At 69.1% G+C, this 25,288-nt stretch carries 24 protein-coding genes and 3 tRNA genes; 20 read left to right on the top strand and 7 right to left on the bottom strand.

Annotated elements, in window-relative coordinates; genetic code table 11:
- Positions 1 to 123 precede the first annotated feature (123 nt).
- Together serA and LPH33_RS15880 are read left to right on the top strand one after the other, a co-directional pair.
- A complete protein-coding gene (gene serA, locus LPH33_RS15885) occupies positions 124 to 1,716 on the top strand; it encodes a phosphoglycerate dehydrogenase (RefSeq protein ID WP_006554532.1) in 1,593 nt (530 codons plus the stop codon).
- A gap of 80 nt (positions 1,717 to 1,796) precedes the next feature.
- Positions 1,797 to 2,807, top strand: a complete 1,011-nt coding sequence (locus LPH33_RS15880; RefSeq protein ID WP_026061914.1) for a 3-isopropylmalate dehydrogenase — start codon at positions 1,797 to 1,799, stop codon at positions 2,805 to 2,807.
- Between the two features lie 76 nt (positions 2,808 to 2,883).
- Here the strand turns inward: LPH33_RS15880 and LPH33_RS15875 are convergent, their stop codons facing one another.
- Positions 2,884 to 4,080 carry an MFS transporter gene (locus LPH33_RS15875; protein ID WP_016695692.1) on the bottom strand — a complete coding sequence of 399 codons (1,197 nt, stop codon included), beginning with the start codon at positions 4,078 to 4,080 and terminating at the stop codon, positions 2,884 to 2,886.
- A gap of 110 nt (positions 4,081 to 4,190) precedes the next feature.
- Here LPH33_RS15875 and LPH33_RS15870 point away from each other — a divergent pair, with 110 nt between their 5' ends.
- The 5 genes from LPH33_RS15870 to LPH33_RS15850 all read left to right on the top strand — a co-directional run bounded on the left by LPH33_RS15870 (position 4,191) and on the right by LPH33_RS15850 (position 7,098).
- Positions 4,191 to 4,967, top strand: a complete 777-nt coding sequence (locus tag LPH33_RS15870; protein WP_060651453.1) for a fumarylacetoacetate hydrolase family protein — start codon at positions 4,191 to 4,193, stop codon at positions 4,965 to 4,967.
- Positions 4,968 to 5,033: 66 nt separating this feature from the next.
- Positions 5,034 to 6,506: a glutamate--tRNA ligase gene (gene gltX, locus LPH33_RS15865; protein ID WP_229565114.1), complete on the top strand. Its 1,473-nt coding sequence runs from the start codon at positions 5,034 to 5,036 to the stop codon at positions 6,504 to 6,506.
- A gap of 205 nt (positions 6,507 to 6,711) precedes the next feature.
- Positions 6,712 to 6,783 (top strand) — tRNA-Gln (locus tag LPH33_RS15860).
- 86 nt (positions 6,784 to 6,869) lie between these two features.
- Positions 6,870 to 6,942: transfer RNA gene (locus tag LPH33_RS15855), tRNA-Glu, on the top strand.
- Between the two features lie 83 nt (positions 6,943 to 7,025).
- A tRNA-Glu gene (locus tag LPH33_RS15850) sits at positions 7,026 to 7,098 on the top strand.
- Between the two features lie 53 nt (positions 7,099 to 7,151).
- Here the strand turns inward: LPH33_RS15850 and LPH33_RS15845 are convergent.
- Together LPH33_RS15845 and LPH33_RS15840 are read right to left on the bottom strand one after the other, a co-directional pair.
- Complete coding sequence (locus LPH33_RS15845) at positions 7,152 to 7,664, bottom strand: pyridoxamine 5'-phosphate oxidase family protein (protein ID WP_229565112.1); 513 nt, start codon at positions 7,662 to 7,664, stop codon at positions 7,152 to 7,154.
- A 68-nt stretch (positions 7,665 to 7,732) separates the two neighbouring features.
- Positions 7,733 to 8,434, bottom strand: a complete 702-nt coding sequence (locus LPH33_RS15840) for an IclR family transcriptional regulator (protein ID WP_026061810.1) — start codon at positions 8,432 to 8,434, stop codon at positions 7,733 to 7,735.
- 115 nt (positions 8,435 to 8,549) lie between these two features.
- On the opposite strand from LPH33_RS15840, the gene leuC reads away from it, so the two are divergent.
- The 3 genes from leuC to LPH33_RS15825 all read left to right on the top strand — a co-directional run bounded on the left by leuC (position 8,550) and on the right by LPH33_RS15825 (position 11,487).
- Positions 8,550 to 9,977, top strand: coding sequence for a 3-isopropylmalate dehydratase large subunit (gene leuC, locus LPH33_RS15835; protein ID WP_420714498.1), 1,428 nt, complete (start codon positions 8,550 to 8,552; stop codon positions 9,975 to 9,977).
- Positions 9,978 to 10,005: 28 nt separating this feature from the next.
- The gene (gene leuD, locus LPH33_RS15830; protein WP_016935315.1) at positions 10,006 to 10,602 is read left to right on the top strand and encodes a 3-isopropylmalate dehydratase small subunit; all 597 of its coding nucleotides are present in this window, start codon (positions 10,006 to 10,008) and stop codon (positions 10,600 to 10,602) included.
- 171 nt (positions 10,603 to 10,773) lie between these two features.
- Positions 10,774 to 11,487: an HU family DNA-binding protein gene (locus LPH33_RS15825; RefSeq protein WP_088897189.1), complete on the top strand. Its 714-nt coding sequence runs from the start codon at positions 10,774 to 10,776 to the stop codon at positions 11,485 to 11,487.
- A gap of 95 nt (positions 11,488 to 11,582) precedes the next feature.
- Here LPH33_RS15825 and LPH33_RS15820 read toward each other — a convergent pair whose 3' ends face one another.
- From LPH33_RS15820 to LPH33_RS15805, 4 genes are read right to left on the bottom strand one after another with little or no spacing between them, the layout of a single operon-like run.
- Complete coding sequence (locus LPH33_RS15820) at positions 11,583 to 12,539, bottom strand: NUDIX hydrolase (protein ID WP_026061542.1); 957 nt, start codon at positions 12,537 to 12,539, stop codon at positions 11,583 to 11,585.
- A gap of 13 nt (positions 12,540 to 12,552) precedes the next feature.
- Positions 12,553 to 14,721, bottom strand: coding sequence for an RNA degradosome polyphosphate kinase (locus LPH33_RS15815; RefSeq protein ID WP_202399896.1), 2,169 nt, complete (start codon positions 14,719 to 14,721; stop codon positions 12,553 to 12,555).
- Positions 14,722 to 14,744: 23 nt separating this feature from the next.
- Positions 14,745 to 15,446: a 2-phospho-L-lactate guanylyltransferase gene (gene cofC / locus LPH33_RS15810; RefSeq protein WP_088897191.1), complete on the bottom strand. Its 702-nt coding sequence runs from the start codon at positions 15,444 to 15,446 to the stop codon at positions 14,745 to 14,747.
- A 15-nt stretch (positions 15,447 to 15,461) separates the two neighbouring features.
- Positions 15,462 to 15,692 (bottom strand): hypothetical protein, encoded by a 231-nt coding sequence (locus LPH33_RS15805; RefSeq protein WP_229565109.1) that lies wholly within the window; start codon positions 15,690 to 15,692, stop codon positions 15,462 to 15,464.
- Between LPH33_RS15805 and LPH33_RS15800 the strand changes: the two genes are divergently transcribed.
- From LPH33_RS15800 to octT, 10 genes are all read left to right on the top strand, one after another.
- On the top strand, positions 15,685 to 16,683 hold the full coding sequence (locus LPH33_RS15800; protein ID WP_229565107.1) for an NAD(P)H-dependent glycerol-3-phosphate dehydrogenase: 999 nt from the start codon (positions 15,685 to 15,687) through the stop codon (positions 16,681 to 16,683). The genes LPH33_RS15805 and LPH33_RS15800 overlap by 8 nt on opposite strands.
- Before the next feature lie 5 nt (positions 16,684 to 16,688).
- Positions 16,689 to 17,903 (top strand): cystathionine gamma-lyase, encoded by a 1,215-nt coding sequence (locus LPH33_RS15795; protein WP_229565105.1) that lies wholly within the window; start codon positions 16,689 to 16,691, stop codon positions 17,901 to 17,903.
- Positions 17,900 to 19,006, top strand: a complete 1,107-nt coding sequence (locus tag LPH33_RS15790; protein ID WP_172414872.1) for a D-alanine--D-alanine ligase family protein — start codon at positions 17,900 to 17,902, stop codon at positions 19,004 to 19,006. The genes LPH33_RS15795 and LPH33_RS15790 overlap by 4 nt, the downstream gene beginning before the upstream one ends.
- 48 nt (positions 19,007 to 19,054) lie before the next feature.
- Positions 19,055 to 20,338: a glutamate-5-semialdehyde dehydrogenase gene (locus LPH33_RS15785; RefSeq protein WP_229565103.1), complete on the top strand. Its 1,284-nt coding sequence runs from the start codon at positions 19,055 to 19,057 to the stop codon at positions 20,336 to 20,338.
- Between the two features lie 29 nt (positions 20,339 to 20,367).
- Positions 20,368 to 21,264 carry an AAA family ATPase gene (locus LPH33_RS15780; RefSeq protein WP_120279733.1) on the top strand — a complete coding sequence of 299 codons (897 nt, stop codon included), beginning with the start codon at positions 20,368 to 20,370 and terminating at the stop codon, positions 21,262 to 21,264.
- Between the two features lies 1 nt (position 21,265).
- A complete protein-coding gene (locus LPH33_RS15775; protein WP_229565101.1) occupies positions 21,266 to 22,711 on the top strand; it encodes a vWA domain-containing protein in 1,446 nt (481 codons plus the stop codon).
- 70 nt (positions 22,712 to 22,781) lie between these two features.
- Entirely contained in the window at positions 22,782 to 23,444 is a 663-nt protein-coding gene (gene nadD, locus LPH33_RS15770; protein WP_016694084.1) for a nicotinate-nucleotide adenylyltransferase, read from the top strand.
- Positions 23,441 to 23,848, top strand: coding sequence for a ribosome silencing factor (gene rsfS, locus LPH33_RS15765; protein WP_016694085.1), 408 nt, complete (start codon positions 23,441 to 23,443; stop codon positions 23,846 to 23,848). Before nadD ends, rsfS begins: the two co-directional genes overlap by 4 nt.
- A complete protein-coding gene (locus tag LPH33_RS15760) occupies positions 23,845 to 24,516 on the top strand; it encodes a histidine phosphatase family protein (RefSeq protein WP_267499167.1) in 672 nt (223 codons plus the stop codon). Before rsfS ends, LPH33_RS15760 begins: the two co-directional genes overlap by 4 nt.
- Positions 24,503 to 25,285: a diglucosylglycerate octanoyltransferase gene (gene octT / locus LPH33_RS15755; protein ID WP_159417970.1), complete on the top strand. Its 783-nt coding sequence runs from the start codon at positions 24,503 to 24,505 to the stop codon at positions 25,283 to 25,285. The genes LPH33_RS15760 and octT overlap by 14 nt, the downstream gene beginning before the upstream one ends.
- Positions 25,286 to 25,288: the final 3 nt, after the last annotated feature.

Raw genomic sequence — 25,288 nt, 5'->3', positions numbered from 1 at the left:
ATCCCGGTGGCCCCGCGGGAAGGGCTGGGGCACTAAACTGTGGGCGGTCGCGGGTGCCCACGCATGCTGTCGGGCGCGAGCGCCGTCGACCACTCACACATTCACGACACAGGGAGTCCGCACGTGAGCCAGAATGGCCGTCCAGTAGTCCTGATCGCCGACAAGCTTGCGCAGTCGACCGTCGACGCGCTCGGTGACGGTGTCGAGGTGCGCTGGGTGGACGGCCCCGACCGCCCCGCCCTGCTCGCGGCCGTGCCCGAGGCCCAGGCGCTGCTGGTCCGCTCCGCGACCACCGTCGACGCCGAGGTGCTCGCTGCGGCGCCCAACCTCAAGATCGTCGGTCGCGCCGGTGTCGGCCTCGACAACGTCGACATCGCCGCTGCCACCGAGCGCGGCGTGATGGTCGTCAACGCGCCCACCTCCAACATCCACTCCGCCGCCGAGCACGCGGTCGCGCTCCTCATGTCCGCGGCGCGTCAGGTCCCCGCCGCCGACCGCACCCTGCGTGAGCGCACCTGGAAGCGGTCGAGCTTCAACGGCACCGAGATCCTCGGCAAGACCGTCGGCGTCGTCGGCCTCGGCCGCATCGGCCAGCTGTTCGCCCAGCGTCTCGCGGCGTTCGAGACCCACGTCATCGCGTACGACCCCTACCTGCCGGCCGCCCGCGCCGCACAGCTCGGCATCGAGCTCGTCGACATCGACGAGCTGGTCGCCCGCGCCGACTTCATCTCGGTGCACCTGCCCAAGACCAAGGAGACCGCCGGCCTGATCAACGCCGAGCGTCTGTCCAAGGCCAAGGACGGCGTCATCATCGTCAACGCCGCCCGCGGTGGCCTGATCGACGAGGACGCGCTCTACGACGCACTCGTCGAGGGCAAGGTCCGCGCCGCCGGCCTCGACGTCTTCGAGACCGAGCCGTGCACCGATTCGAAGCTGTTCGACCTCGACAACGTCGTCGTCACCCCGCACCTCGGTGCATCCACCGCCGAGGCCCAGGACCGCGCCGGCACCGACGTCGCCAAGAGCGTGCTGCTCGCCCTCGCCGGTGAGTTCGTGCCCGACGCCGTCAACGTCTCCGGTGGCCCCGTCGGCGAGGAGGTCGCACCGTGGCTCGAGCTCGTCCGCAAGCTCGGTCTGCTCGCCGGCACCCTCTCGCCCGAGGCCGTGCAGAACGTGCAGGTCGTCGTCAGCGGTGAGCTCTCGGCTGAGAACACCGACATCCTCGGCCTGGCCGCCCTCCGCGGCCTGTTCTCGGCGAGCAGCGACGAGCCCGTCACCTTCGTCAACGCCCCGAAGCTCGCGGAGCAGCGCGGCGTGACCGTCGAGGTCGAGAAGGTCAGCGAGGCCACCACGCACCGCAGCGCCGTCGAGGTCCGCGCGGTGGCGCCGGACGGACACGTCACCTCCGTCGCAGGTGCGCTCACCGGCCTGCAGCAGGTCGAGAAGATCGTCAACATCAACAGCCGCAGCTTCGACCTCCGCGCCGAGGGCCACAACCTGATCGTCCACTACCAGGACCGTCCGGGTGTCCTCGGAACGCTCGGCACCGTGCTCGGCAACGCGAGCATCGACATCCAGGCCGCGGCGCTGAGCCAGGACGCGGAGGGCCCCGGCGCCACCGTGATCCTGCGTGTCGACCGCGTCGTCGGCGACGCCGAGGTCGGACAGATCACCGAGGCGCTCGACGCGCGCGTCGCCCAGGTCGACCTGTCCTGATCCTTCGGTTCTCCATCATCCGGTGGCCGCGACCGTCTGCACGGTCGCGGCCACCGTCGCACAGGAAGTGAGTAGTGCTCATGAAACTTGCGGTCATCCCCGGTGACGGCATCGGTGTCGAGGTCACGGCGGAAGCGCTCAAGGTGCTCCGTGCCCTCGTCCCGGATCTCGAGACGACCGAGTACGACCTCGGGGCCCGCCGGTACAACGCGACCGGCGAACTCCTGCCCGATGCCGATCTCGCCGCGATCCGCGAGCACGACGCGATCCTCCTCGGCGCCATCGGCGATCCGTCGGTCACGCCCGGCGTCCTCGAACGCGGTCTCCTCTTGAACATGCGGTTCGCGCTCGACCACCACGTCAACCTGCGTCCGTCGCGCCTGTACCCGGGCGCGAAGTCGCCGCTCGCCGCCGACCACGACATCGACTTCGTCGTCGTCCGCGAGGGCACCGAGGGCCCGTACACCGGCAACGGGGGAGCGATCCGCGTCGGCACCCCGCACGAGATCGCCACCGAGGTCTCGGTGAACACCTGGTTCGGCGCCGAGCGCGTGGTCCGCTACGCCTTCGAGCTCGCGCAGACCCGCCGCAAGCACGTCACGCTCATCCACAAGACGAACGTGCTGTCGAACGCCGGCGCCATCTGGACCCGCGCCGTCGAGACCGTGGGCAAGGAGTTCCCCGAGGTCACCACGGCCTACTGCCACATCGACGCCGCGACCATCTACATGGTCGACGACCCGTCGCGCTTCGACGTCATCGTCACCGACAACCTGTTCGGCGACATCATCACCGACCTCGCCGGCGCCGTGACCGGCGGTATCGGCCTGGCGGCGAGCGGCAACATCGACGCCTCGGGCACCAACCCGTCGATGTTCGAGCCCGTCCACGGCTCGGCGCCGGACATCGCCGGCAAGGGCATCGCCGACCCCACCGCGGCGATCCTGTCCACCGCCCTGTTGCTGCGCCATCTCGGGCGCGAGGAGGACGCTGCACGCGTCGAGCGGGCCGTCGAGGCCGACCTCGCCAATCGTGGCACCGGTCCGATCGTGACCACCGAGATCGGCGATCGGATCGCTGCTTCTCTCTGAGCACGGAGTTCTTCGGCACAGAACGCGCGTGGCGCCGGCGGGTACGTCCCGTCCGGCGCCACGCGCGTTTCGCGTATCAGTCCTTCGGCACCACCGGGACCGCCGCTGCGGGAGCGATCGCGGCCAGGGCGAAGGCCGCGGGGAACCCGACCGCGGCGATCAGCCCACCGAAGACAGGTCCGACGGCCGCGGCGAACACGAACTGCCCGGTGTTCTGGATCCCGAGTGCGCGACCACCCCAGAACGGGCCCGCGATCTCCGCGACGGCGGTGAACGCCAACCCGTTCGGCGCCGAGGTCAGGATCGACGCGACGAGCAGGACACCCACCGCGATCGCCGAATCGGTCCACGCGGTGACGGACAGCGCGACCATCGAGACGACGACCGATGCGGCGACGACGCGCATCGGTCCCAGCCGGCTGCCCACCCGATCGGACCAGGCCCCGGTGACGACACGTCCGAGGGCGCCGAGGATCTGGGCGGCGGTGATGACGAGACCGGCGCCGACCTCGTCCCAGCCGCGGTCGGCGATGAGCCACACCAGGGCGTAGGTCCACACGACGTACTGCGGCACCACGAGCAGGATCGACGCGAGATGGATCCGCGTGAGCGACATCGAACTCCGGTAGGGATTGCCGAGCACGCCTGCGCGCTCGGCCTCCGCCCGTCCGGGGCGCGGCGGATCCACCACCCCGACCGCGCAGGCGACCGCTGCCAGCCCGCACGCGAGCATGGGAAACGCGAGTGCCCAGGCGATCCCGTGGTCGCCCGCGAGCGTCGGGATGACGAGTGCGCCCGCGGCGACACCCAGCGGCACCGACATCTGCCGGATGCCCATCGCGAGGCCGCGCTGGTGCGGCGGGAACCATCCGACCACCACGCGTCCGCTCGCCGAGTTGGCGCTCACGGCGCCGGCTCCCGCACACATCAGCAACAGGCCGAGCAGTGCGGCGGAGGCGGTGGGGGACAGGTCCAGCGAGGTGGTCGCGCTCGCGAGCCCCATCGCGACGGCCGCGATTCCGAGGCCGGCAGCCAGCGCGAGACGTTCGCCGAACCGGTCGGCGATCGCGCCCCACACGACGAGCGTGAACACGCCGCCGAGGATCGGTGCGCCGGCGAGGGTTCCGGCCTGGGCGAGGGTGAAACCGCCCTCCTGGTTCAGCGTCGGGATGAGGAAGGCGATGCCGTTGATGACGGTGGCCTGGGAGGCCTGTGCGAAGACGCCGAGGGCCAGGATCAACCATCGACGCCGACCGATGTCCGGAGTGTCCATGAGTCCCACTATCTGAGAAAGTCGTACCGTTATGTGAAATCCCAGTCGGACTCTATACCCGCGGCACCCGGGCGTCGATCGCAGTGAGCGCGCACCGTTAGACTCCGGACATGCGCCTTGGTCGAATTGCCAGCCCGGATGGTGTCGCGTTCGTGAGCATCGAAGGGGAGGGGGAGTCCGCGACGGCGAAGGAGATCGCCGAGCATCCCTTCGGGAACCCCACCTTCACGGGCCGCAGCTGGCCCCTCGCCGACGTGCGGATTCTCGCTCCGATTCTCGCCACCAAGGTGATCGCGGTGGGCCGCAACTACGCCGCCCACGCCGCCGAGTCGGGCAACGAGGTCCCCGACGAGCCGATGATCTTCCTCAAGCCCAACACGTCGATCGTGGGCCCGGGCGCTCCCATCGTGATTCCGCCCACCACCTCGCTCGTCCACCACGAGGCCGAACTCGCCGTGGTCATCGGACGCCCCTGCAAGGACGTCCCCGCCGCGAAGGCCCGGGAGGCGATCCTCGGCTACACGATCGCCAACGACGTGTCCGCGCGCGACCACCAGCGCAAGGACGGTCAGTGGGGACGGGCCAAGGGCCATGACACCTTCTGCCCGCTCGGACCGTGGATCGAAACCGACATCGACGCTTCCGATCTCGAGATCTCCGCGGAGGTCGACGGACAGACCCGCCAGCGCAGCCGCACCTCGAAGATGGTGCACGACATCCCGAAGCTCGTCGAGTGGATCTCCGGTGTCATGACGCTGCTGCCGGGCGACATCATCCTCACCGGCACCCCCGAGGGTGTCGGGCCGATCGAGCCGGGCAACACCGTCTCGATCACCGTCGAGGGCATCGGAACGCTCACGAACCCCGTCGTCGCCAAGGGATCCTGACCGGAGCTCGCAGCGGGGCGGATAGCCTGGGATGGTCTCCCGTCGATCCTCAACCCTGAGCGAGTCATGACCACCAGCGAAGTACGCGTACGTTTCTGCCCGTCACCGACCGGAACCCCGCACGTGGGTCTGGTGCGCACCGCCCTGTTCAACTGGGCTTTCGCGCGTCATCACGGCGGCACCTTCGTGTTCCGCATCGAAGACACCGACGCCGCACGCGACACCGAGGAGTCGTACCAGGCGATCCTCGACGCCCTCCGGTGGCTGGGTCTCGAATGGGACGAGGGCCCGGAGGTCGGCGGACCGTACGAGCCGTACCGGCAGTCGCAGCGACGCGACCTGCACCTCGAGGTCGTGCAGAAGCTCGTCGACGCCGGTGAGGCCTACGAGTCGTTCTCGACGCCGGAGGAGGTCGAGGAGCGCCACAAGGCCGCCGGTCGCGACCCGAAGCTCGGCTACGACAACTTCGACCGCGACCTCACTCCGGAGCAGCGGCAGGCCTTCCTCGACGAGGGCCGCAAGCCGGTCGTGCGACTGCGCATGCCCGACGAGGACCTCACCTGGAACGACCTCGTCCGCGGCGAGACCACCTTCAAGGCGGGCTCGGTGCCCGACTTCGCGCTCACCCGCGGCAACGGCATCCCGCTCTACACGCTCGTCAATCCCGTCGACGACGCGTTGATGAAGATCACACACGTCCTGCGCGGTGAGGACCTGCTGTCGTCGACCCCGCGTCAGCTCGCGCTGTACGCGGCGCTGCAGCGCATCGGCGTCACCGATTTCACACCCGAGTTCGGCCACCTGCCGTTCGTGATGGGACAGGGCAACAAGAAGCTCTCCAAGCGCGACCCGGAGTCGAACCTCTTCCTGCACCGCGATCGCGGGTTCATCCCCGAGGGCCTGCTCAACTACCTCGCCCTGCTCGGCTGGGGTCTCGCCGACGACCGCGACGTGTTCTCCCTCGAGGAGATGGTCTCGGCCTTCGAGATCTCCAAGGTCAATTCGAACCCGGCCCGGTTCGACCAGAAGAAGGCCGACGCCATCAACGCCGAGCACATCCGCCTGCTCGAGCCGGCCGAGTTCGCGACCCGGCTGAAGGCGTACCTCGTCGAGCACGGCCGGATCGGGGCCGACGTCGACGAGGCGCTCTTCCGGACGGCCGCCGACCTCGTGCAGACCCGCATCGTCGTCCTCGGGGACGCGTGGGATCTGCTGAAGTTCCTGTTCGTCGACGATGCCGACTTCACGCTCGACGAGGCGTCCGCGGCGAAGAACCTCAAGGAGGATGCCGCGCCCGTGCTCGACGCGTCCGTCGCCGTCCTCGAGGGCCTGGACGAGTGGACCACGCCGGCGATCGAGGAGGCGCTCAAGAGCGCGCTGATCGAGGGGCTCGAACTCAAGCCGAGGAAGGCCTTCGCTCCCGTGCGGGTCGCGGTGACGGGCTCGCACATCAGCCCGCCGCTCTACGAGTCGATGGAACTGCTCGGCCGTGAGCGCACCCTCGCGCGACTGCGTGCCGGACGGGCGCGTATCGCCTGACCCCTCGCCGGTCGCTCTCGGCCCGTCGTCGGCATCCGCCGGTGACGGGCCGAGCTCGATTTCAGACCCGCCGAGCTCGTCCCGAGCTCGATTTCATGCTTCTGACCAGCCGATTTGTAGTTGGTGGCGGGGTTGGTGCTAATCTTCTTCTCGGTTCGGAACGGAGGCCACAACGCCCGCAGGGCAGGCCGAAGGAACAAACCATTGGGGTATGGTGTAATTGGCAACACAGCTGATTCTGGTTCAGCCATTCTAGGTTCGAGTCCTGGTACCCCAGCTGAGACGCGGCGGTTTGCCCGCAACGTCTCAGCCAGCTATGCTGGCTGAGCTTCCTTCGGGAAGCGAAGAGAAGAAGTTCCATAGGCCCCCGTCGTCTAGCGGCCTAGGACGCCGCCCTCTCACGGCGGTAGCGTGGGTTCGAATCCCATCGGGGGTACAACGGACTACCCATCGATCTCCGGGTCGGTGGGTGTTCTTCTCTCGGAGGCATCGACTCGTCGATTCCTCGGAAAGTTCCAGGCCCCCGTCGTCTAGCGGCCTAGGACGCCGCCCTCTCACGGCGGTAGCGTGGGTTCGAATCCCATCGGGGGTACAACAACGAAGGCGCTCCGATCATCGATCGGAGCGCCTTTCGCGTATGTGCGGTCAGTGCGCGGCGGACGGAAGGTAGGCGGCCGTCGTGCCGCCGATCTCCATGGCGGGCATCCCGAGCTTGCGGTGATCCCACGAACGCACCCGGACGGGCACCACGCGGACGGCCACCCGCTTGTGCATCATCTGCTCCACCGCAGGGAGCGCCTCGTCGGTGTACGGGGCGGTGTACCGCTCCCACACGTCTCGGCAGACCTCGAACAGGCGGTCGTGGTCGTCCACGATCTCCGCGCGCCCCTCGATCGAGACGCCCCGCAACTGGTCGTAGGTGTCGCCGGCCTCGACGAGGACGGTCACGCGATCGTCGCGCCGGAGGTTGACGACCTTCTGTGATTTCGCCTTCGTTTCGAACCAGATCTCCCCGTCGAGCACGGCGTACCACATGGCGACGAGATGCGGGGTGCCCGTCGGTCCGAGGGTCGCCAGGTTCGCGACCCGGCTGCGGCGGAGGAACTCGTCGATCTCCGAGTCCGTCATCGTGATGTCTGCGCGGCGGTTGGTTCCCATGCGAAGCACTCTGGCACAGCGTGGGACCGCGCCGCTGTGTTCCTCCCGCCGCCCTGCGTGCAGTCGGCTCAGAGACGCTTCTGGAGCGCTTCTGCGGCGGCGAGGAGGTCGGCGGCCCAGCGGGCGCCCGGTCGGCGGCCCATGCGGTCGATGGGGCCCGATACGGAGATGGCGGCGATCACGGCACCGGTGCTGTCGCGCACGGGTGCTGCGACCGACGCCACACCGGGTTCGCGTTCGGCGGCGCTCTGCGCCCAGCCGCGGCGGCGGACCTCGACGAGCACGCGTTCACCGAAGGCCGCGTCGGGGAGGATGGCGCGCTGGGTCGCCGTATCGGCCCACGCGAGCAGAACTTTCGCGCCGGAGCCGGCCGTCATCGGAAGGCGTGCGCCGACGAGGACCGTGTCGCGCAGACCGGTCGGCGGTTCGAGAGCCGCGACGCAGACCCGCTGGGTGCCCTCGCGGCGGTACAACTGCACGCTCTCGCCGGTGATCTCGCGCAGGCGGGGGAGGACGAGCGAGGCGGCCTCGACGAGGGTGTCGCCTGCGCCCGCGGACAATTCGGCCAATCCGGGGCCGGGGCGCCACTGTCCGTCGCTGTCGCGCATGAGGAGACGGTGGACCTCGAGGCCCACGGCGAGACGGTGCGCCGTGGCACGGGGCAGGCCGGTCCGCGCGCACAACTCGTTGAGGTTGCACGGCTGTTCGGCAACCGCATGGAGGACTGTCATCGCTTTGTCCAGCACTCCGATCCCGCTATGCTGTCTCATAGGTCGATACCTCCGTCTCGCATAATGGGAAGCATATCGCATACCGAGAACGGTGGGGACGACGCCATACGCGGCCGGACAGCCCCCGGGATCCGCGTTCGTCACGTACGACAAGGTGGAGAAGATGGCTGGAAAGACTCTGGCGGAAAAGGTGTGGGACCAGCACGTGGTCGTGCGCGGTGAAGGAGAGGGATCGGCGCGACAGCCGGACCTGATCTACATCGACCTGCATCTCGTACACGAGGTGACCAGCCCGCAGGCCTTCGACGGTCTGCGGCTGGCCGGACGTCGGCTGCGGCGTCCCGATCTCACGATCGCCACCGAGGACCACAACGTCCCCACGGTGGACATCGACAAGCCGATCGCCGACCCGGTCTCGCGCACGCAGGTCGAGACCCTGCGCCGCAACTGCGAGGAGTTCGGTGTCCGTCTGCACCCCATGGGCGATCTCGATCAGGGCATCGTCCACGTGGTCGGCCCGCAGCTCGGTCTCACGCAGCCCGGCATGACGGTGGTGTGCGGCGACAGCCACACCTCCACCCACGGCGCCTTCGGCGCGCTGGCGATGGGCATCGGCACCAGTGAGGTCGAACACGTCATGGCGACACAGACGTTGTCGCTGCGTCCGTTCAAGACGATGGCCATCAACGTCGACGGCACTCTCGCGCCGGGAGTGACGAGCAAGGACCTCATCCTCGCGATCATCGCGAAGATCGGCACCGGCGGCGGACAGGGCTACGTCCTCGAGTACCGCGGCGAGGCGATCCGCGCACTGTCGATGGAAGCGCGGATGACCATCTGCAACATGTCGATCGAGGCGGGCGCCCGCGCCGGCATGATCGCCCCCGACGAGACCACCTACGAGTTCATCAAGGGCCGCCCGCACGCCCCGAAGGGCGCCGACTGGGACGCCGCCGTGGAGGCCTGGGAGCAGCTGAAGACCGACGACGACGCGGTTTTCGACGCCGAGGTCCACATCGACGGCAGCGCTCTGACGCCCTTCGTCACGTGGGGCACCAACCCGGGCCAGGGCGCTCCGCTCGGGTCCAGCGTTCCGGTACCCGCGGAGATCGCCGACGAAACCGAGCGGTCTGCAGCGGAGAAGGCGTTGCGCTACATGGATCTCGAACCGGGCATGCCGCTGCGCGACGTGAAGATCGACACCGTCTTCGTCGGCTCGTGCACCAACGGCCGCATCGAGGATCTGCGCGCCGTGGCGGATGTCCTGCAGGGCCGCAAGGTCGCCGACGGCGTCCGGATGCTCGTCGTGCCGGGTTCGATGCGGGTGCGCGCGCAGGCGGAGGAGGAGGGTCTCGGCGAGATCTTCACCGCCGCAGGCGCCGAGTGGCGTCAGGCCGGGTGCTCGATGTGCCTGGGCATGAACCCCGACCAGTTGGCGCCGGGCGAGCGTTCCGCGTCGACCTCGAACCGGAATTTCGAAGGACGGCAGGGCAAGGGCGGACGGACGCATCTCGTCTCGCCGGCCGTGGCCGCCGCAACCGCGGTGCGGGGAACGCTTTCCGCACCGGCGGATCTGGACTAGACCACAGGACCGACGAGGAGAATTTTCGATGGAAGCCTTCACCACTCACAAGGGCATCGGCGTCCCGCTGCGCCGCTCCAATGTCGACACGGATCAGATCATCCCGGCCGTGTACCTGAAGCGCGTCACCCGTACGGGATTCGAGGACGGTCTGTTCGCCGCATGGCGCAACGACCCGTCCTTCGTCCTCAACACCCCGCCCTTCGACCGCGGCAGCGTTCTCGTCGCCGGACCGGATTTCGGCACCGGCTCCTCGCGTGAGCACGCCGTGTGGGCGTTGTCGGATTACGGATTCCGGGTCGTGATCTCGTCCCGCTTCGCCGACATCTTCCGCGGCAACGCCGGAAAGGCCGGCCTGCTCGCCGCTCAGGTCTCGCAGGACGACGTCGAACTGCTGTGGAAGCTCATCGAGCAGCAGCCCGGACTCGAACTGGAAGTGGATCTCGAGAACCGGACGGTGACCGCCGGAACCACCGTGGTGCCGTTCACCATTGACGACTACACGCGGTGGCGTCTGCTGGAGGGTCTCGACGACATCGGATTGACATTGCGCCAGGTAGACGCGATTTCCGAGTACGAAAAGTCAAGGCCGTCATGGAAACCGAGTACCCTTCCGGCGCCCTGAGAACACCCCCCGAACGCGCCTTCTCCGGGCCCGGTCCGACGCTCCCGTCGGGCCGGGCCCGGATGTTATTTGCATGAGAATCCGCGTGGCACATAGACTCTTGCCCGTTTGCGGGTCTACCGTGGACTGGAGTCGGTCTGACGGTGGACCGTGTATGTGCGGAGGAAATCAATGAACAAGGCAGAACTGATCGACGTTCTGACCGAGAAACTCGGTTCGGACAGGCGCACCGCCACCGCGGCCGTCGAGCACATCGTGGACGCGATCGTTCGCGCCGTGCACGACGGTAAGAGCGTCACCATCACCGGATTCGGTGTCTTCGAGAAGCGTCGCCGGGCCGCTCGTGTCGCGCGGAACCCGCGCACGGGTGAGACGGTCAAGGTCAAGCCGACCTCGGTGCCGGCCTTCCGTCCCGGCCAGTCCTTCAAGAACATCATCGCGGGCACCCAGAAGCTTCCGGCTTCGGGTCCGGCCGTGAAGCGCGGTGCAGCCGCAGCGGCCAAGAAGACCGCGGCAGCGAAGAAGGCGGCCAAGAAGACTGCGGCGAAGAAGACCACAGCGACCAAGTCGACCGCGGCGAAGAAGACCACCGCAGCGAAGAAGACCACGGCGGCGAAGAAGACCACGGCGACCAAGTCGACTCCGGCGAAGAAGACCACGGCAGCCAAGAAGACCACGGCGGCCAAGTCGACTCCGGCGAAGAAGACCACCGCCACCAAGTCGACCGCGGCGAAGAAGACCACCGCGGCCAAGAAGACCACGGCGGCCAAGTCGACTCCGGCGAAGAAGACCACCGCCACCAAGTCGACCGCGGCGAAGAAGACCACCGCGGCGAAGAAGAGCCCGGCCAAGAAGACCACGGCCCGCAAGAGCACCAAGAAGTAACACCCACCCGCGATGCGGCTCGCCACGTGCGAGCCGCACAGGTGAGACGACGGCGGCCACCGGACATCCGGTGGCCGCCGTCGTGCGTACTCGGGTCAGATGCTCTCGTCGTCCGCCGGCGGACGGCCCGTGGGAAGAGGGCTGTCGATGTGGTCGGCCGCGATGAGGCGATCGCCGCGCAGCGACAACACCCACATGCTCGCCTTCCGGTTCCGCGCCGGAGGCAGCACGAGACCGTCGCGCTCGGCCCACCATTCCAGCAGCGGCGGGATCACCTTGCCCTGACTGGAGATCACGGGAGTGCCGGGACCCGACGCGATCTCCAGCGCCCGCTTGCGGCCGCGGTCCGGATCGGCCCGGTACTCCTCCTCCGACAGCGACGGCTCGATCGCGATCTCGAGCCCGTGCCGGGAGGCGAAGGGCTCGACCGTCGCGATGCACCGCGTGCGGTCGGCGGACACCACACTGTCGCCGCCGAACGCCGTCAACTGCGGAACGAGAGCCTCCGCCTGCGCCCGTCCGGACGCATCGAGGGGCCGGTAACGGTCGTCGCCCTTGTACTTCTTCCGACTACCCGCCTTGGCGTGCCGCACGATCAGCGCCGTGGTCGTGTCCAGCGGCACCCGGCGGAAGCGGCGGAGGACACTGCGGTCCATCGGATAGGACAACAGGTCGAATGCCTCTTCGGGGGACACCCAACGCAATTCGTCCACTTCGTCGTTGGGCGCGAACTGCCCGTCGAGGCACCGCGCGGCCCAGTAGTCCACCCGCTTGAGTTTGCGGTGACCCGGAACGGGGTAGACGACCTTCCCGAGACTGCTGCCGAGCGCGGCGCGGAATCCGGTCTCCTCCTCGATCTCCCGCACCGCGGCGACCACCGCCGTCTCACCCGGGTCGAGTTTGCCCTTCGGAAAGGACCAGTCGTCGTAGCGCGGACGATGCACGAGCGCGACCTGCGCATCGTGCGGAGCGTCGTCGGCCGCAGGGCGCCACAGGACGGCGCCCGCCGCGAAGATGTTGGCCTTCACGGGCTTGTCGCGTGATTCGGTCAACGTTCCCTCCACCTCAGGACGCGCGGCTACGCATGAGTTCGACCTGGTGGTCGCGGGCAGCGGTTCCCGGCTCGGGGGACGCCGTCCACGTGCCGTCGCCCTCGAGCGTCCAGCAGCGGGTGACCGGGTCGAGCGCGGAATCGAAGATGCGGTCCAACTGCGCTGCGAGCCGGGTGTTCTTCACCTGCACCATCACCTCGACGCGACGGTCGAGGTTCCGGTGCATCATGTCGGCGCTGCCGATCCAGTACTCGTCGCTGCCCCGGAAATGGAACAGCCGCGAGTGTTCGAGGAACCGCCCCAGAATCGAGCGCACCGTGATGTTCTCGCTCAGCCCGGGCACGCCGGGTTTGAGGGCGCAGATCCCGCGCACGACCACCTCGGTGCGCACCCCCGCCCGCGACGCGCGGTAGAGCGCGTCGATCACCTGCTCGTCGACGAGGGCGTTGGCCTTGAGCCGGATCCCGCTGGGGCGACCGGCCTCGTGGTGCTCGATCTCACGCTCGACGCGTTCGATGATGCCCTTGCGGACTCCGTGCGGCGCGACGAGCAGATTGCGGTACTGCGCCTTCCGGGAGTACCCGGTGAGGGTGTTGAACAGGTCGGTGAGGTCGGCGCCGATCTCGGGCGACGACGTGAGCAGGCCGACGTCCTCGTAGAGACGAGCGGTCTTCGGGTTGTAGTTTCCGGTGCCGATGTGGCAGTAGCGCCGGATCGTCGAACCCTCGCGCCGCACGACCAGACAGGTCTTGCAGTGCGTCTTGAGACCCACGAGTCCGTATACGACGTGGACACCGGCCTGTTCGAGTTTGCGTGCCCACTTGATGTTGGCCTGCTCGTCGAAGCGCGCCTTGATCTCCACGAGCGCGACGACCTGCTTGCCCGCTTCGGCAGCAGCAATCAGAGCGTTGACGATGGGGGAGTCGCCCGACGTCCGGTACAGCGTCTGCTTGATGGCGAGGACCTGACTGTCGGCGGCGGCCTGCTCGATGAACCGTTGCACGCTCGTCGAGAACGAGTCGTACGGATGGTGGACGAGGATGTCGCCCTCGCGCAGAGTGGAGAACACGCTCTTGGGTGTCTCGCGCTCGCCGAAGGCGGGATGGGTCGCCGGCACGAACGGGGCGTCCTTCAGATCCGGACGGTCGACGGCGTGCACCTGCCACAGCGACGACAGATCGAGCAGGCCGGGCAACTGGACGACGTCGACCCGGTCGACGTCGAGTTCGCGCAACAGCAGGTCGAGCATGTGCTCGGTCATGTCGTCCGACACCTCGAGCCGCACGGGAGAACCGAAGCGCCGCCGGGCGAGTTCGCGTTCGAGGGCCTGGAGGAGATCCTCGTCGCGGTCCTCCTCGACCTCGAAGTCGGCGTTGCGGGTGACGCGGAAGGCGTGGTGCTCGACGATCTCCATGCCCGGGAACAACACGTCGAGGTGGGCGGCGATCAGTTCCTCGAGCGGGAGGAAGGCCGGCAGTCCGTGCGACGAACCCGCGCGATCGACCCGGACGAACCGTTCGACGTTGTCGGGCACCTTCACGCGCGCGAAGTGCTCACCGGACGACTGCGAATCCTTGACCGTGACAGCGAGGTTGAGGGACAGGCCGCTGATGTAGGGGAAGGGGTGTGCGGGATCGACCGCGAGCGGCGTCAGGACCGGGAAGACCTGGTCGGCGAAATACTGTGTCAGTCGTCGGCGTTCGTCCTCCGTCAGATCCGCCCATCGGATGATCGAGATGCCTTCGTCCGCCAGGGCCGGCATGACCGAGTCGAGGAAGACCTGCGCCTGGCGACCGGCGAGTTCGCGCGTGCTCGACGCGATGAGCGCGAGCTGGGCACGCGGGGTCAGTCCGTCCGCGGACCGGACCGACAATCCCGTCTCGGCGCGACGTTTCAGCCCGGCGACCCGCACCATGTAGAACTCGTCGAGATTCGACGCGAAGATCGCGAGGAACTTGGCGCGTTCGAGCAACGGCTGCGAGGTGTCCTCCGCGAGCGCGAGAACGCGGGCGTTGAAATCGAGCCAGCTCTGTTCGCGATTGAGGTAGCGGTCGACGGGAAGCGTGTTGTCGTGATCGGTCCTCGACTGCAGTCCCGTCGCGGCCGGAGGCGCGCTGGTGGCGGTCGCCACGCGACCGGCAGGTCGGGCGACGCCGGACGGTGCCGCGTGCTCGGAACTCATGGGATCGGGGGAATCGCCGTTGGTCACCAGTTCATTGTGGCAGAGCGACGGCTCCCTGCAGCGCTGTCGCACCGGTGGCGCAGCGGGAACTCGACCGTGTCGAGCACGGCCGCGGTGGCCGGTCCGACGCCGAGTCGCAGTGCGGCGGCGAGATCGTCCGGTGTGTCCACATCGAGTCGCAGTCCGGGGAGCGCGTCAGGTACCGGATACGCGCCGGCATCGATGTGGCGACCGGCCGATCCCGGTCCGAACGACAGGGGCGGCAGGGTGCCGCTCACGCAGTGCAGCAACGCCGTCGTACCGCTCGCCGTGTGGTCGACGACCACGGCCGTTCCCGTCCGCCGCGCAGTCTCGCGTGCGAGCGCGAATTCCTCGGGCCGCAGGGAGGGCAGGTCGGCCTGCAGTGCCACGAGTTCGGCGCCGGGTGCATGCTCCCGCGCCCGGCGGGCCGCTGCGAGCAGTGCGGAGTTCAATGGGTCGGGGGAGTCGGGACCGACCGGATCGGGGAGGACGTCCGCGCCGCAGTCCAGCGCCGCGGCCGCGACCCGCTCGTCGGCGGTGACGACGGTGACCGTCACGTCTCCGGCGGACAGCGCCGCCGTCGCGGTGTCCTGCAGCATCGCGAGCACCAGCGATTCCCGTGCCGCCGGGTCGAGGACGTGCGAGAGCCGCGACTTCGCCAGGCCGAGGGCCTTGACGGGAACGAGCACGTGCGTCGCGGGCATTGCCCGATTGTGCCATCAGTGATCGACGACACGATCGTGCGAGGTGACGAACCGCACGACCGCCGCTGCGACCGGCGTCGTGCGGTCCGTCCTCCGACCCGGCGCGGCGTCGGTGGCGCCTGCGCGATACTGGGTGCGACCGTGGGTGGTGACCGCCCGGACCGAACCGGTCGCGACCGCCCGCTCCGGGCCGATCGCGACCGGCGGGTGCCGGGCATCGGACGAGAGTGAGGATCGCGTGACCACAGCAGCAGTTCTGGGCGCGGGTTCGTGGGGGACGGCGTACGCCAAGGTGCTGGCCGACGCCGGAACGGACGTGACGATCTGGGCGCGGCGCGAAGAAGTGGCGCGCGGCATCGCGGAGCGACACGAGAACTCCGATTACCTGCCCGGTGTGGAACTGCCGCACTCGCTGAAGGCGACGGCCGATCACCGGGTGGCCGTCGAGGGCGCCGATTTCGTGGTCCTCGCCGTCCCGAGCCAGACCCTGCGCACCAATCTCGAGGCGTGGAAGGCGGATATCGGGCCGGAGGTCACACTTCTCAGTCTCGCCAAGGGAATCGAGAGCGGCACCCTGATGCGCATGAGTCAGGTGATCGGTCAGGTCACCGGCGCCGAGCAGAATCGCATCGCCGTGCTGTCCGGACCCAACCTCGCCCGCGAGATCGCCGAGGGGCAACCGGCCGCGACCGTCATCGCGTGCCCCGACTCCACCCGCGCCATGGAGATCCAGAAGTCCTGCGCCACAAAGTACTTCCGCCCGTACACCAATTCCGACGTGATCGGCTGCGAGATCGGTGGCGCCTGCAAGAACGTCATCGCCCTCGCGTGCGGCATGGCTGCCGGGGTCGGCCTCGGTGAGAACACCGTCGCGAGCATCATCACCCGCGGTCTCGCCGAGATCACCCGGCTCGGAACCGCCCTCGGTGCCAAGCCGGCCACGCTCGCCGGTCTCGCCGGTGTCGGCGATCTCGTCGCCACGTGCACGTCCCCGTTGTCCCGCAACCGTTCGTTCGGCGAACGCCTCGGTCGCGGCGAGTCGCTCGAGAGCGCGCAGGAGGCCACCCACGGTCAGGTGGCCGAAGGGGTCAAGTCGTGTACCTCGGTCCGCGCCCTCGCGGCGAGCTACGACGTCGAGATGCCGCTCACCGACGCCGTGCACCGCGTGTGCCACGAAGGCATGTCGGTGCCGGACGCGATCGGGCAGCTGCTCGGACGCCGGATCAAGCCGGAATGAGCGGCATGACGGGCGATTCGACACGCTGTGTGAAGGCGGTTGCACACGAGGGTGTTCCGGGCTCCCCGCTGCAGGCGGGACCGGTCTTCGCCGCGCCGTATCTGCTCGGGGAGGACGAACGCGACGATGTCGACACCTATGCACGGGCCTCGAATCCCGGCTGGCGCGCACTCGAATCGGCGCTCGCGGAACTCGAGCACGCCTCGGCAGCCCGCGTCGTCGGTTCTGGAATGTCGGCGATCACGGTCGCGCTGCGATCACTCGTGACCCCGGGCGGGACGGTCGTCGTCCCCTCCGACGGCTATTACCAGGTGCGCAAGTTCGCCACCGAATATCTCGCGCCGCACGGCATCGAGGTCCACGAACTCTCCGTCGCCGAATTCGGTGACGGCTCCCTGCAGCGGGTGCTCGACGGTGCGGGCCGGGGCGCGGTCGTTCTCGCCGAGACGCCGTCGAATCCCGGTCTCGACACGGTGGATCTGCGTGAGACCGCGCAATCGTGCCGTCGCACCGGAGCGTTGCTGCTCGTCGACAACACGACCGCCACCCCGCTCGGACAGCTTCCGCTCGACCTCGGCGCCGACGTCGTGGTGGCCAGCGGAACGAAGTCGCTCAGCGGACACAGCGATCTGTTGTTCGGATACATCGCCGTCGCCGATCCCGACCTGCTGCCCGCGATCGACCGGGAACGACTGCTGTCGGGAACCGTGCTGGGACCCTTCGAGACCTGGCTCGCGCACCGCAGCCTCGGCACCGCCGGACTGCGCTTCGAACGGCAGTGCGCCAATGCACTCGCCGTCGCCGGGATGTTGCTCGAGCACCCCGCCGTCACGGACGTCCGCTATCCCGGGCTCCCCGGCGACCCCGCTCACGCCGTGGCGGCCGGCCAGATGAGCCGCTTCGGCCCCCTGGTCACCTTCCGGCTGCCCGGCCGCGACGAAGTGCACCGCTTCGTCCGTGCGGCCGCGCTCGTCGCCCCCGCCACCAGTTTCGGCGGCATCCACACGACAGCGGATCGCCGCGCACGCTGGGGCGATGCGGTGCCGGAGGGATTCGTCCGGTTGTCGTGCGGAATCGAGGACACCGCGGATCTGCTCGCCGATCTCGACGCAGCGCTGAAGGAGACGGAGTCGGCGGGGACACAGCAGGGTGTCCGGTCCCACCCGTGTAGGACTCGCCCGTCACGCGGAGATCGCCACCCGGTACGGTTCGACACGTGAGTACGCCCCGAACCCGGGTGGCCGTCGTCTTCGGTGGTCGCAGCAACGAACATTCCGTCTCCTGCATCTCGGCGGGGAGCATCCTGCGCAACCTGGATCCGGAGAAGTACGAGGTCGTGCCCATCGGCATCACTCCCGAGGGCGCATGGGTCCTCGGCGACGCGGACCCCGCCGGCCTCGCCGCGGCCGGTCGCGAACTGCCCGTCGTCGCCGGTGACGGCTCCGATCTCGTGCTCACCGCGGATCCCACTCGTGGCGGCGACATCGTCGCCCTCGACGAGGCCTCCTACGGCCGGGTGCTCGCGTCGGTCGACGTGGTGTTCCCGGTCCTGCACGGCGCCTACGGCGAGGACGGCACCATCCAGGGTCTGCTCGAACTCGCGGACATCCCGTACGTCGGTCCCGGCGTCCTCGCCAGCGCCGCCGGTATGGACAAGGAGTTCACCAAGAAACTGCTCGCGGCCGAAGGCCTTCCCGTCGGCTTCCAGATCGTCCTGCGTCCCGGCACCGCGACCCTCACCGAGGAGCAGAAGAACCGCCTCGGCCTGCCCGTCTTCGTCAAGCCCGCCCGCGGCGGATCGTCGATCGGCATCAGCCGCGTGGCCGACTGGGCCGCCTTCGACGACGCCGTCGCGAAGGCCCGGCAGCACGATCCCAAGGTCATCGTCGAGTCCGCGATCCTCGGCCGCGAGGTGGAGTGCGGCGTGCTCGAGTTCCCGGACGGCGACGTCCGCGCGAGTGTCGTCGCCGAGATCCGCATGCCCGACACCTCCGGCGACCACGAGGCGTTCTACGACTTCGACACGAAGTACCTCGACGACGTCTGCGAGTTCGACGTCCCGGCCAAGCTCGACGAGGAGATCTCCGACCGGATCCGCGAGCTCGCGGTCCGGGCGTTCCGCGCCCTCGACTGCCACGGTCTGTCCCGCGTCGACTTCTTCGTCACCGAGGACGGACCGGTGATCAACGAGATCAACACGATGCCCGGTTTCACGTCGATCTCGATGTACCCGCGGATGTGGGAGGCCACCGGCGTGGAGTACGCCGAGCTGCTGTCGATCCTGGTGGAGACGGCGCTCGCACGGGGGACCGGCCTGCGCTGACGGCACACGGCCTGTCGGGTTCCGCGAGGACCCGACTAGGCTGGACACATGACTGCCGTGACCCCCGACTCAGCTGCGACCGACGCCGGCACGGACACCCGTGAGGCCGTCCACGAGGCCGCGCGTCGCGCCCGCGTGGCCTCGCGTCGTGTCGCGCTGCTCACCACCACCGAGAAGGACGCGGCTCTGCACGCCGCGGCCGACGCTCTGCTCGCCGCCGCCGACACCGTCCTCGCCGCGAACGCGGAGGACATCGAGGCCGCCCGCGCCGGTGGCACCGAGGAGGCCATCCTCGACCGGCTGCGCCTGACCTCCGCCCGGATCGACGGGATCGCCGCCGGCCTGCGCCAGGTGGCCGGCCTGCCCGACCCGATCGGCGGAGTGGTCCGCGGCTCGACGCTGCCGAACGGTCTCGAGCTGCGCCAGGTGCGCGTCCCGCTCGGCGTGGTCGGCATGGTCTACGAAGCGCGTCCCAACGTCACGGTCGACGCCTTCGGTCTCGCCCTGAAGTCCGGCAACGCCGCACTGCTGCGCGGCTCGTCGTCCGCGGCCCGGTCGAACGCCGCGCTCGTCGAGGTGCTGCGTGCCTCGCTCGAGAGCCGGGGCATCCCCGCCGACGCCGTGCAGCTGCTGCCGAGCGCCGACCGCTCGTCGGTGACACATCTGATCCAGGCTCGCGGCCTGGTCGACGTCGTGATCCCGCGCGGTGGCGCCGGTCTGATCGCCGCGGTGGTCCGCGACGCGACCGTCCCCACGATCGAGACGGGCACCGGCAACTGCCACGTCTACGTCCACTCCGCGGCCGATCTGGAGATGGCGGAGAAGATCGTGATCAACGCGAAGACCCGCCGGCCCAGCGTGTGCAACACCGCCGAGACGATCCTCGTCGACAAGGCGATCGCCGACACCGCCGTCCCGAAGCTCCTGCAGGCGTTCCAGCAACACAGCGTGACGGTCCACGGCGACCTGCCCGGCCTCGTGCCCGCGACCGACCAGGACTGGTCCGACGAGTACCTCTCGCTCGACGTCGCCCTCGCTGTGGTCGACGACCTCGACGCCGCCGTCGACCACATCGACCGTTACGGCACCGGCCACACCGAAGCGATCGTCACCTCGGACCTCGCCGCTGCGCGGGAGTTCACGACGCGCGTGGACGCCGCAGCCGTTATGGTCAACGCTTCGACGGCGTTCACGGACGGCGAGCAGTTCGGATTCGGCGCGGAGATCGGGATCTCCACCCAGAAGCTGCACGCCCGCGGTCCGATGGGTCTGCCCGAGCTGACGTCGACGAAGTGGGTGGTGTGGGGCGACGGCCACACCCGCCCCGCCTGATCGAGACCGGCCCGACGAAAGGAACCAGCGTGGATCGTGCGCTGCCCGCCACCCCGCCGATCTTCGCGGACGTCCAGGACGTCGTCGATCGTCTGGCCGGTACCGGATATCTCGCCGACAAGTCCACCGCGACCGCGGTGTTCCTCGCCGATCGCCTCGGCAAGCCGTTGCTGATCGAGGGACCCGCGGGCGTGGGCAAGACCGAACTCGCCCGCGCCGTCGCCGAGACCTCCGAGGCCGAACTCGTGCGCCTGCAGTGCTACGAGGGCGTCGACGAGTCCCGCGCGCTGTACGAGTGGAACCACGCCAAGCAGATCCTGCGCATCCAGTCGGCGGGGGCGACCGCCGCGGCGGGGGAGTCGTGGGACCGCACCAAGGAGGACGTCTTCTCCGAGGAGTTCCTGCTGTCGCGGCCGCTGCTCACCGCGATCCGCCGCGAGGATCCGACCGTGCTGCTCGTCGACGAGGTCGACAAGGCCGACGTCGAGATCGAAGGCCTGCTGCTCGAGGTGCTCAGCGACTTCGCGGTCACCGTGCCCGAGCTCGGCACCATCCGGGCCACCCGCAAGCCGTTCGCGGTGCTCACCTCGAACGCCACCCGCGAGTTGTCCGAAGCGCTCAAGCGCCGGTGCCTGTTCCTGCACCTGGACTTCCCCGATGCCGACCTCGAACGGCGCATCCTCGCCAGCCGGGTCCCCGATCTGCCCGACGCGCTCGCCGAACAGCTCGTGCGCACCGTCCGGGTACTGCGGGGCATGCAGCTCAAGAAGGTGCCCTCGGTGGCCGAGACGATCGACTGGGGCCGCACCCTGCTCGCGCTGGGTCTCGATACCCTCGACGACACCGCGCTGCGCAGCACGCTCGGCGTGATCCTCAAGCACCAGTCCGACCAGGTCCGCGCTGCCGCCGAGCTCCGGCTGAACTGACATGGCGGCCGCGCACCTTCCCGGATCCGGGGCGCCCCCGGCTCCCCACGGACTGCCCGGGCACCTGGTCGGATTCGTCGAGGCGCTGCGTCGCCGCGGCATCGCGGTCGGGCCGTCCGAGACGGTCGACGCCGGACGGGTCATGACGGTGCTCGATCTCCTCGACCGGGAGGCCCTCCGCGAAGGTCTCGCGTGTACCCTGCTCCGCCGGTCCACGCACCGCCCGACCTTCGACGCCCTGTTCGACCTGTGGTTCCCACCCGCGATCGGACGTCGCGAGGCCACCGGCCCGCAGGTGAGCATCCCGCGCACCCCCACGGGGGAGGTCGACTTCGAGGCCCTGCGCGACCTCATTGCCGAGTTGCTGTCCGACGAGTCGCCGGAGGCACTCGAGGCCTCCGAGATGCTCGTCTCCGCCATCGTCGAGGAACTCGGCCAGTACGCGTCGTCGAACGGCCCGTCCTTCTCGGCCTATCAGGCGCTGCGCGACGTCTCCCCGGAGACCTTGCTCACGAAGATCCTCGAGGGTCTGCTCGGCAACGGCACCCGTGAGGAACGCGACGACGCCGCCTACGAGAGCGAGGTCGCGCGGCGCACCGCCGCCCAGCGCATCGCCGATTTCCGGGCGATGGTCGAACGGGAGACCCGCCGGCGCACCGCCGAGCAGGTCGGCCGCGAACGAGTCGAGAAGTACGGGGTGCCCAAGCTCGCCGAGGAGGTCGACTTCCTGCGCGCGTCCGACGCGGAACTCGTCGCCCTGCGCCGCAGCGTCATGCCGCTCGCGCGTCTGCTCGCGAGCCGTCTCGCCGCGCGCCGCCGGCGCGCTCGTGCCGGCGCCATCGACCTGCGACGCACCCTGCGCAAGTCCATGTCCACCGGTGGCGTGCCCATCGATCTGGTCAACCGCAAGCCCCGTCCGGCGCGTCCCGAGCTCGTCGTGCTCTGCGACGTCTCCGGTTCCGTCGCCGGCTTCTCCCACTTCACGCTGCTGCTCGTGCACGCTCTGCGCGAGCAGTTCTCCCGCGTGCGCGTGTTCGCGTTCATCGACACCGCCGACGAGGTCACCCACTATTTCAGTGCGGGCTCCGATCTGGGCGAGTCCATGTCGCGGATGCTGAAGGAAGCGGAGCTGATCACCTACGACGGTCACTCCGACTACGGACACGCCCTCGGCAGCTTCGCGGAGAACCACGCACACGCCCTCACCAGCCGCAGCTCACTGCTGATCCTCGGCGACGGTCGCACGAACTACCGCAATCCGAACCTCGAAGTCCTCGAACATCTCCTGTCCGTCGCACGGCACGCGCACTGGCTCAATCCCGAGCCGAAGGGACAATGGGGTTCGGGGGATTCGGCCGCCAGGGTCTACAGCGAGGTCGTCACGATGCACGAGTGCCGGTCGGCGCAGCAGCTCGCAACGGTGGTGGCGAGTCTGCTCCCCGTGTGAACCCGTAAGCTGGACAACCGTGCATCAGCCAACGGATCGGCCCTCGGCCCCCAGGCGCCGCCTGGGCGTCATGGGTGGAACGTTCGACCCGATCCATCACGGACACCTCGTGGCGGCCAGTGAGGTCGCCGCGAGCTTCGACCTGGACGAAGTGATCTTCGTGCCCACAGGGCAACCCTGGCAGAAGACCGGACGCGACGTCAGTGCCGCCGAGGACCGTTACCTGATGACGGTGATCGCAACCGCATCCAACCCGCGGTTCTCCGTCAGCCGCGTCGACATCGATCGACGCAAACCCACCTACACCGTCGACACGCTGCGCGATCTCAGCGAGCAGTATCCCGACGCGGATCTGTACTTCATCACCGGCGCGGACGCCCTGGGATCGATCCTGTCCTGGCAGGACTGGCAGACCCTGTTCGACCTCGCCCGCTTCGTCGGGGTGTCCCGGCCCGGATACGACCTGCACGCCGAACATCTGGCACCGCATCTGGACGATCTTCCGCCGGAGGCGGTGAGCCTGGTGGAGATCCCGGCACTGGCGATCTCCTCCACGGACTGCCGCAGGAGGGCACGCGAGAACCGTCCCGTCTGGTATCTGGTGCCCGACGGAGTGGTGCAGTACATCAGCAAACGCCGGCTCTACCGCACGAATCCGCACCCCGACGGAGATCCCGTCCCGGTGTTCGACGGAAACACCCCCGGCACCATCGAGAGAAAGAGCACGCAGTGAGCGCAACGGCAGAAGCCACGGAGATGGCCCGAATCGCAGCCCTGGCCGCCGACGAGAAACTCGCCACCGACGTCGTGGTGCTCGACGTGTCCGAGCAGCTGGTGATCACCGACTGCTTCGTCATCGCGTCCGCACCCAACGAGCGTCAGGTCAACGCCATCGTCGACAACGTCGAGGAGAAGCTGCGCCTGGCCGGCCACAAGCCCGTCCGCCGCGAGGGCACCCGCGAAGGACGGTGGACCCTGCTCGACTACGTCGACGTCGTGGTGCACATCCAGCACGAGGACGAGCGCAACTTCTACGCCCTCGACCGCCTGTGGAAGGACTGCCCGACCATCGAGGTCGACGGTGTGGGTGGCCCCCGTTCGGCGATCGACGCGGCCGACTCGCCGGAGGACGTGTGAGTCGTCCGGAGGAGGGTGCGCAGAGCCCGAGGGTGCGGCAGCTGGTGCTGCTGCGCCACGGCCAGACCGAGTACAACGCCACGCGGCGGATGCAGGGGCAGCTCGACACCGATCTGTCCGAACTCGGCCGCCGGCAGGCTCTCGCCGTCGCCGACGTGATCGCCCGGTTCGATCCGCTCGCCGTCGTCTCGTCCGATCTGCGCCGCGCCTACGACACCGCGACCGCGCTCGGTGACCGCATCGGTCTGCCGGTCGCGATCGACACGCGGCTGCGCGAGACGCATCTCGGCGAATGGCAGGGCCTGACCCACACCGAGGTCGACGCCGTGGCCCCGGGCGCGCGCAGCGCGTGGCGCGCCGACGCGACCTGGACACCCCTGGGAGGTGAGAACCGCGTCGACGTGGCGCGGCGCAGCATCGCCGTCATCGGCGAACTGCTCGACAAGTACGAGGACTGGAACGATCGGCCCATCGTGCTGGTCGCGCACGGGGGCCTGATCGCCGCGCTCACCGCGGCCCTGCTCGACCTGCCGGTCGACCGGTGGTCCGTCCTCGGCGGTCTCGGGAACACCGGCTGGGTGCAGCTCAGCGGATACGGAGAGGTGCCGTCCTGGCGCCTGGACGTGTGGAACGCGTCGGCCATGGTGGCGCCCGATGACGTCCTCTGAACCGACGCCGATCGAGACCGACGCCGCCCCGCGGCGCCCGGTCCTGCTGGTGATCGGCGACTCGCTGAGCTACTACGGCCCGAAGGGCGGCCTGCCCGCCGACCATCCGCAGATCTGGCCCAATCTGGTCGCGGCCGAACTCGGCTGGGACGTCGAACTCGTCGCCCGGATCGGGTGGACCACACGCGACGCGTGGTGGGCCATGACCCAGGACCCGCGGGTGTGGGCCGCGATCCCGCACGCCGGAGCCGTCGTCCTGGCCGTGGGTGGGATGGACACCCTGCCGTCCCCGCTGCCCACCGCGCTGCGGGAAGGCCTGCGTTACATCCGCCCGCCGGCCCTGCGTCGCGCGGCGCGTACCGCCTACGGGTGGTTGCAGCCGCGACTGTCGCCGCTCGGTCGCCCGGTGGCGCTCCCGCCCCGGGTCAGTGTCGAGTACCTCGAAACGATCAGGGACGCACTGGCGTACATGCGACCCGACCTGCCCGTCATCGGCACCCTGCCGTCGGTGCACCGCAGCGAGCAGTACCGGTCGGTGCATGCCGGCCGGCTCCCCGCGGCACGCGCGATCACCCACTGGGCGGCCGAGAAGTCGGTTCCCCTCGTCGATCTCGCCGAAGCGGTGCGGGAGAACGTCTTCTCCGACGACGCCAACCCCGACGGGATCCACTGGGGTTGGGAAGGACACCGCCGCGTCGCCGCCGCTGTCGGTGACGCTGTCCGGATCGTGCATCGGGATGCGGAAGTCCCGGTGGAGGGCCTACGGTAGGCG

The sequence above is a fragment of the Rhodococcus sp. RDE2 genome (assembly GCF_020885655.1).
Taxonomy (GTDB): domain Bacteria; phylum Actinomycetota; class Actinomycetes; order Mycobacteriales; family Mycobacteriaceae; genus Rhodococcus; species Rhodococcus pyridinivorans.
This window is presented reverse-complemented; position numbering and strand designations above follow the sequence as displayed.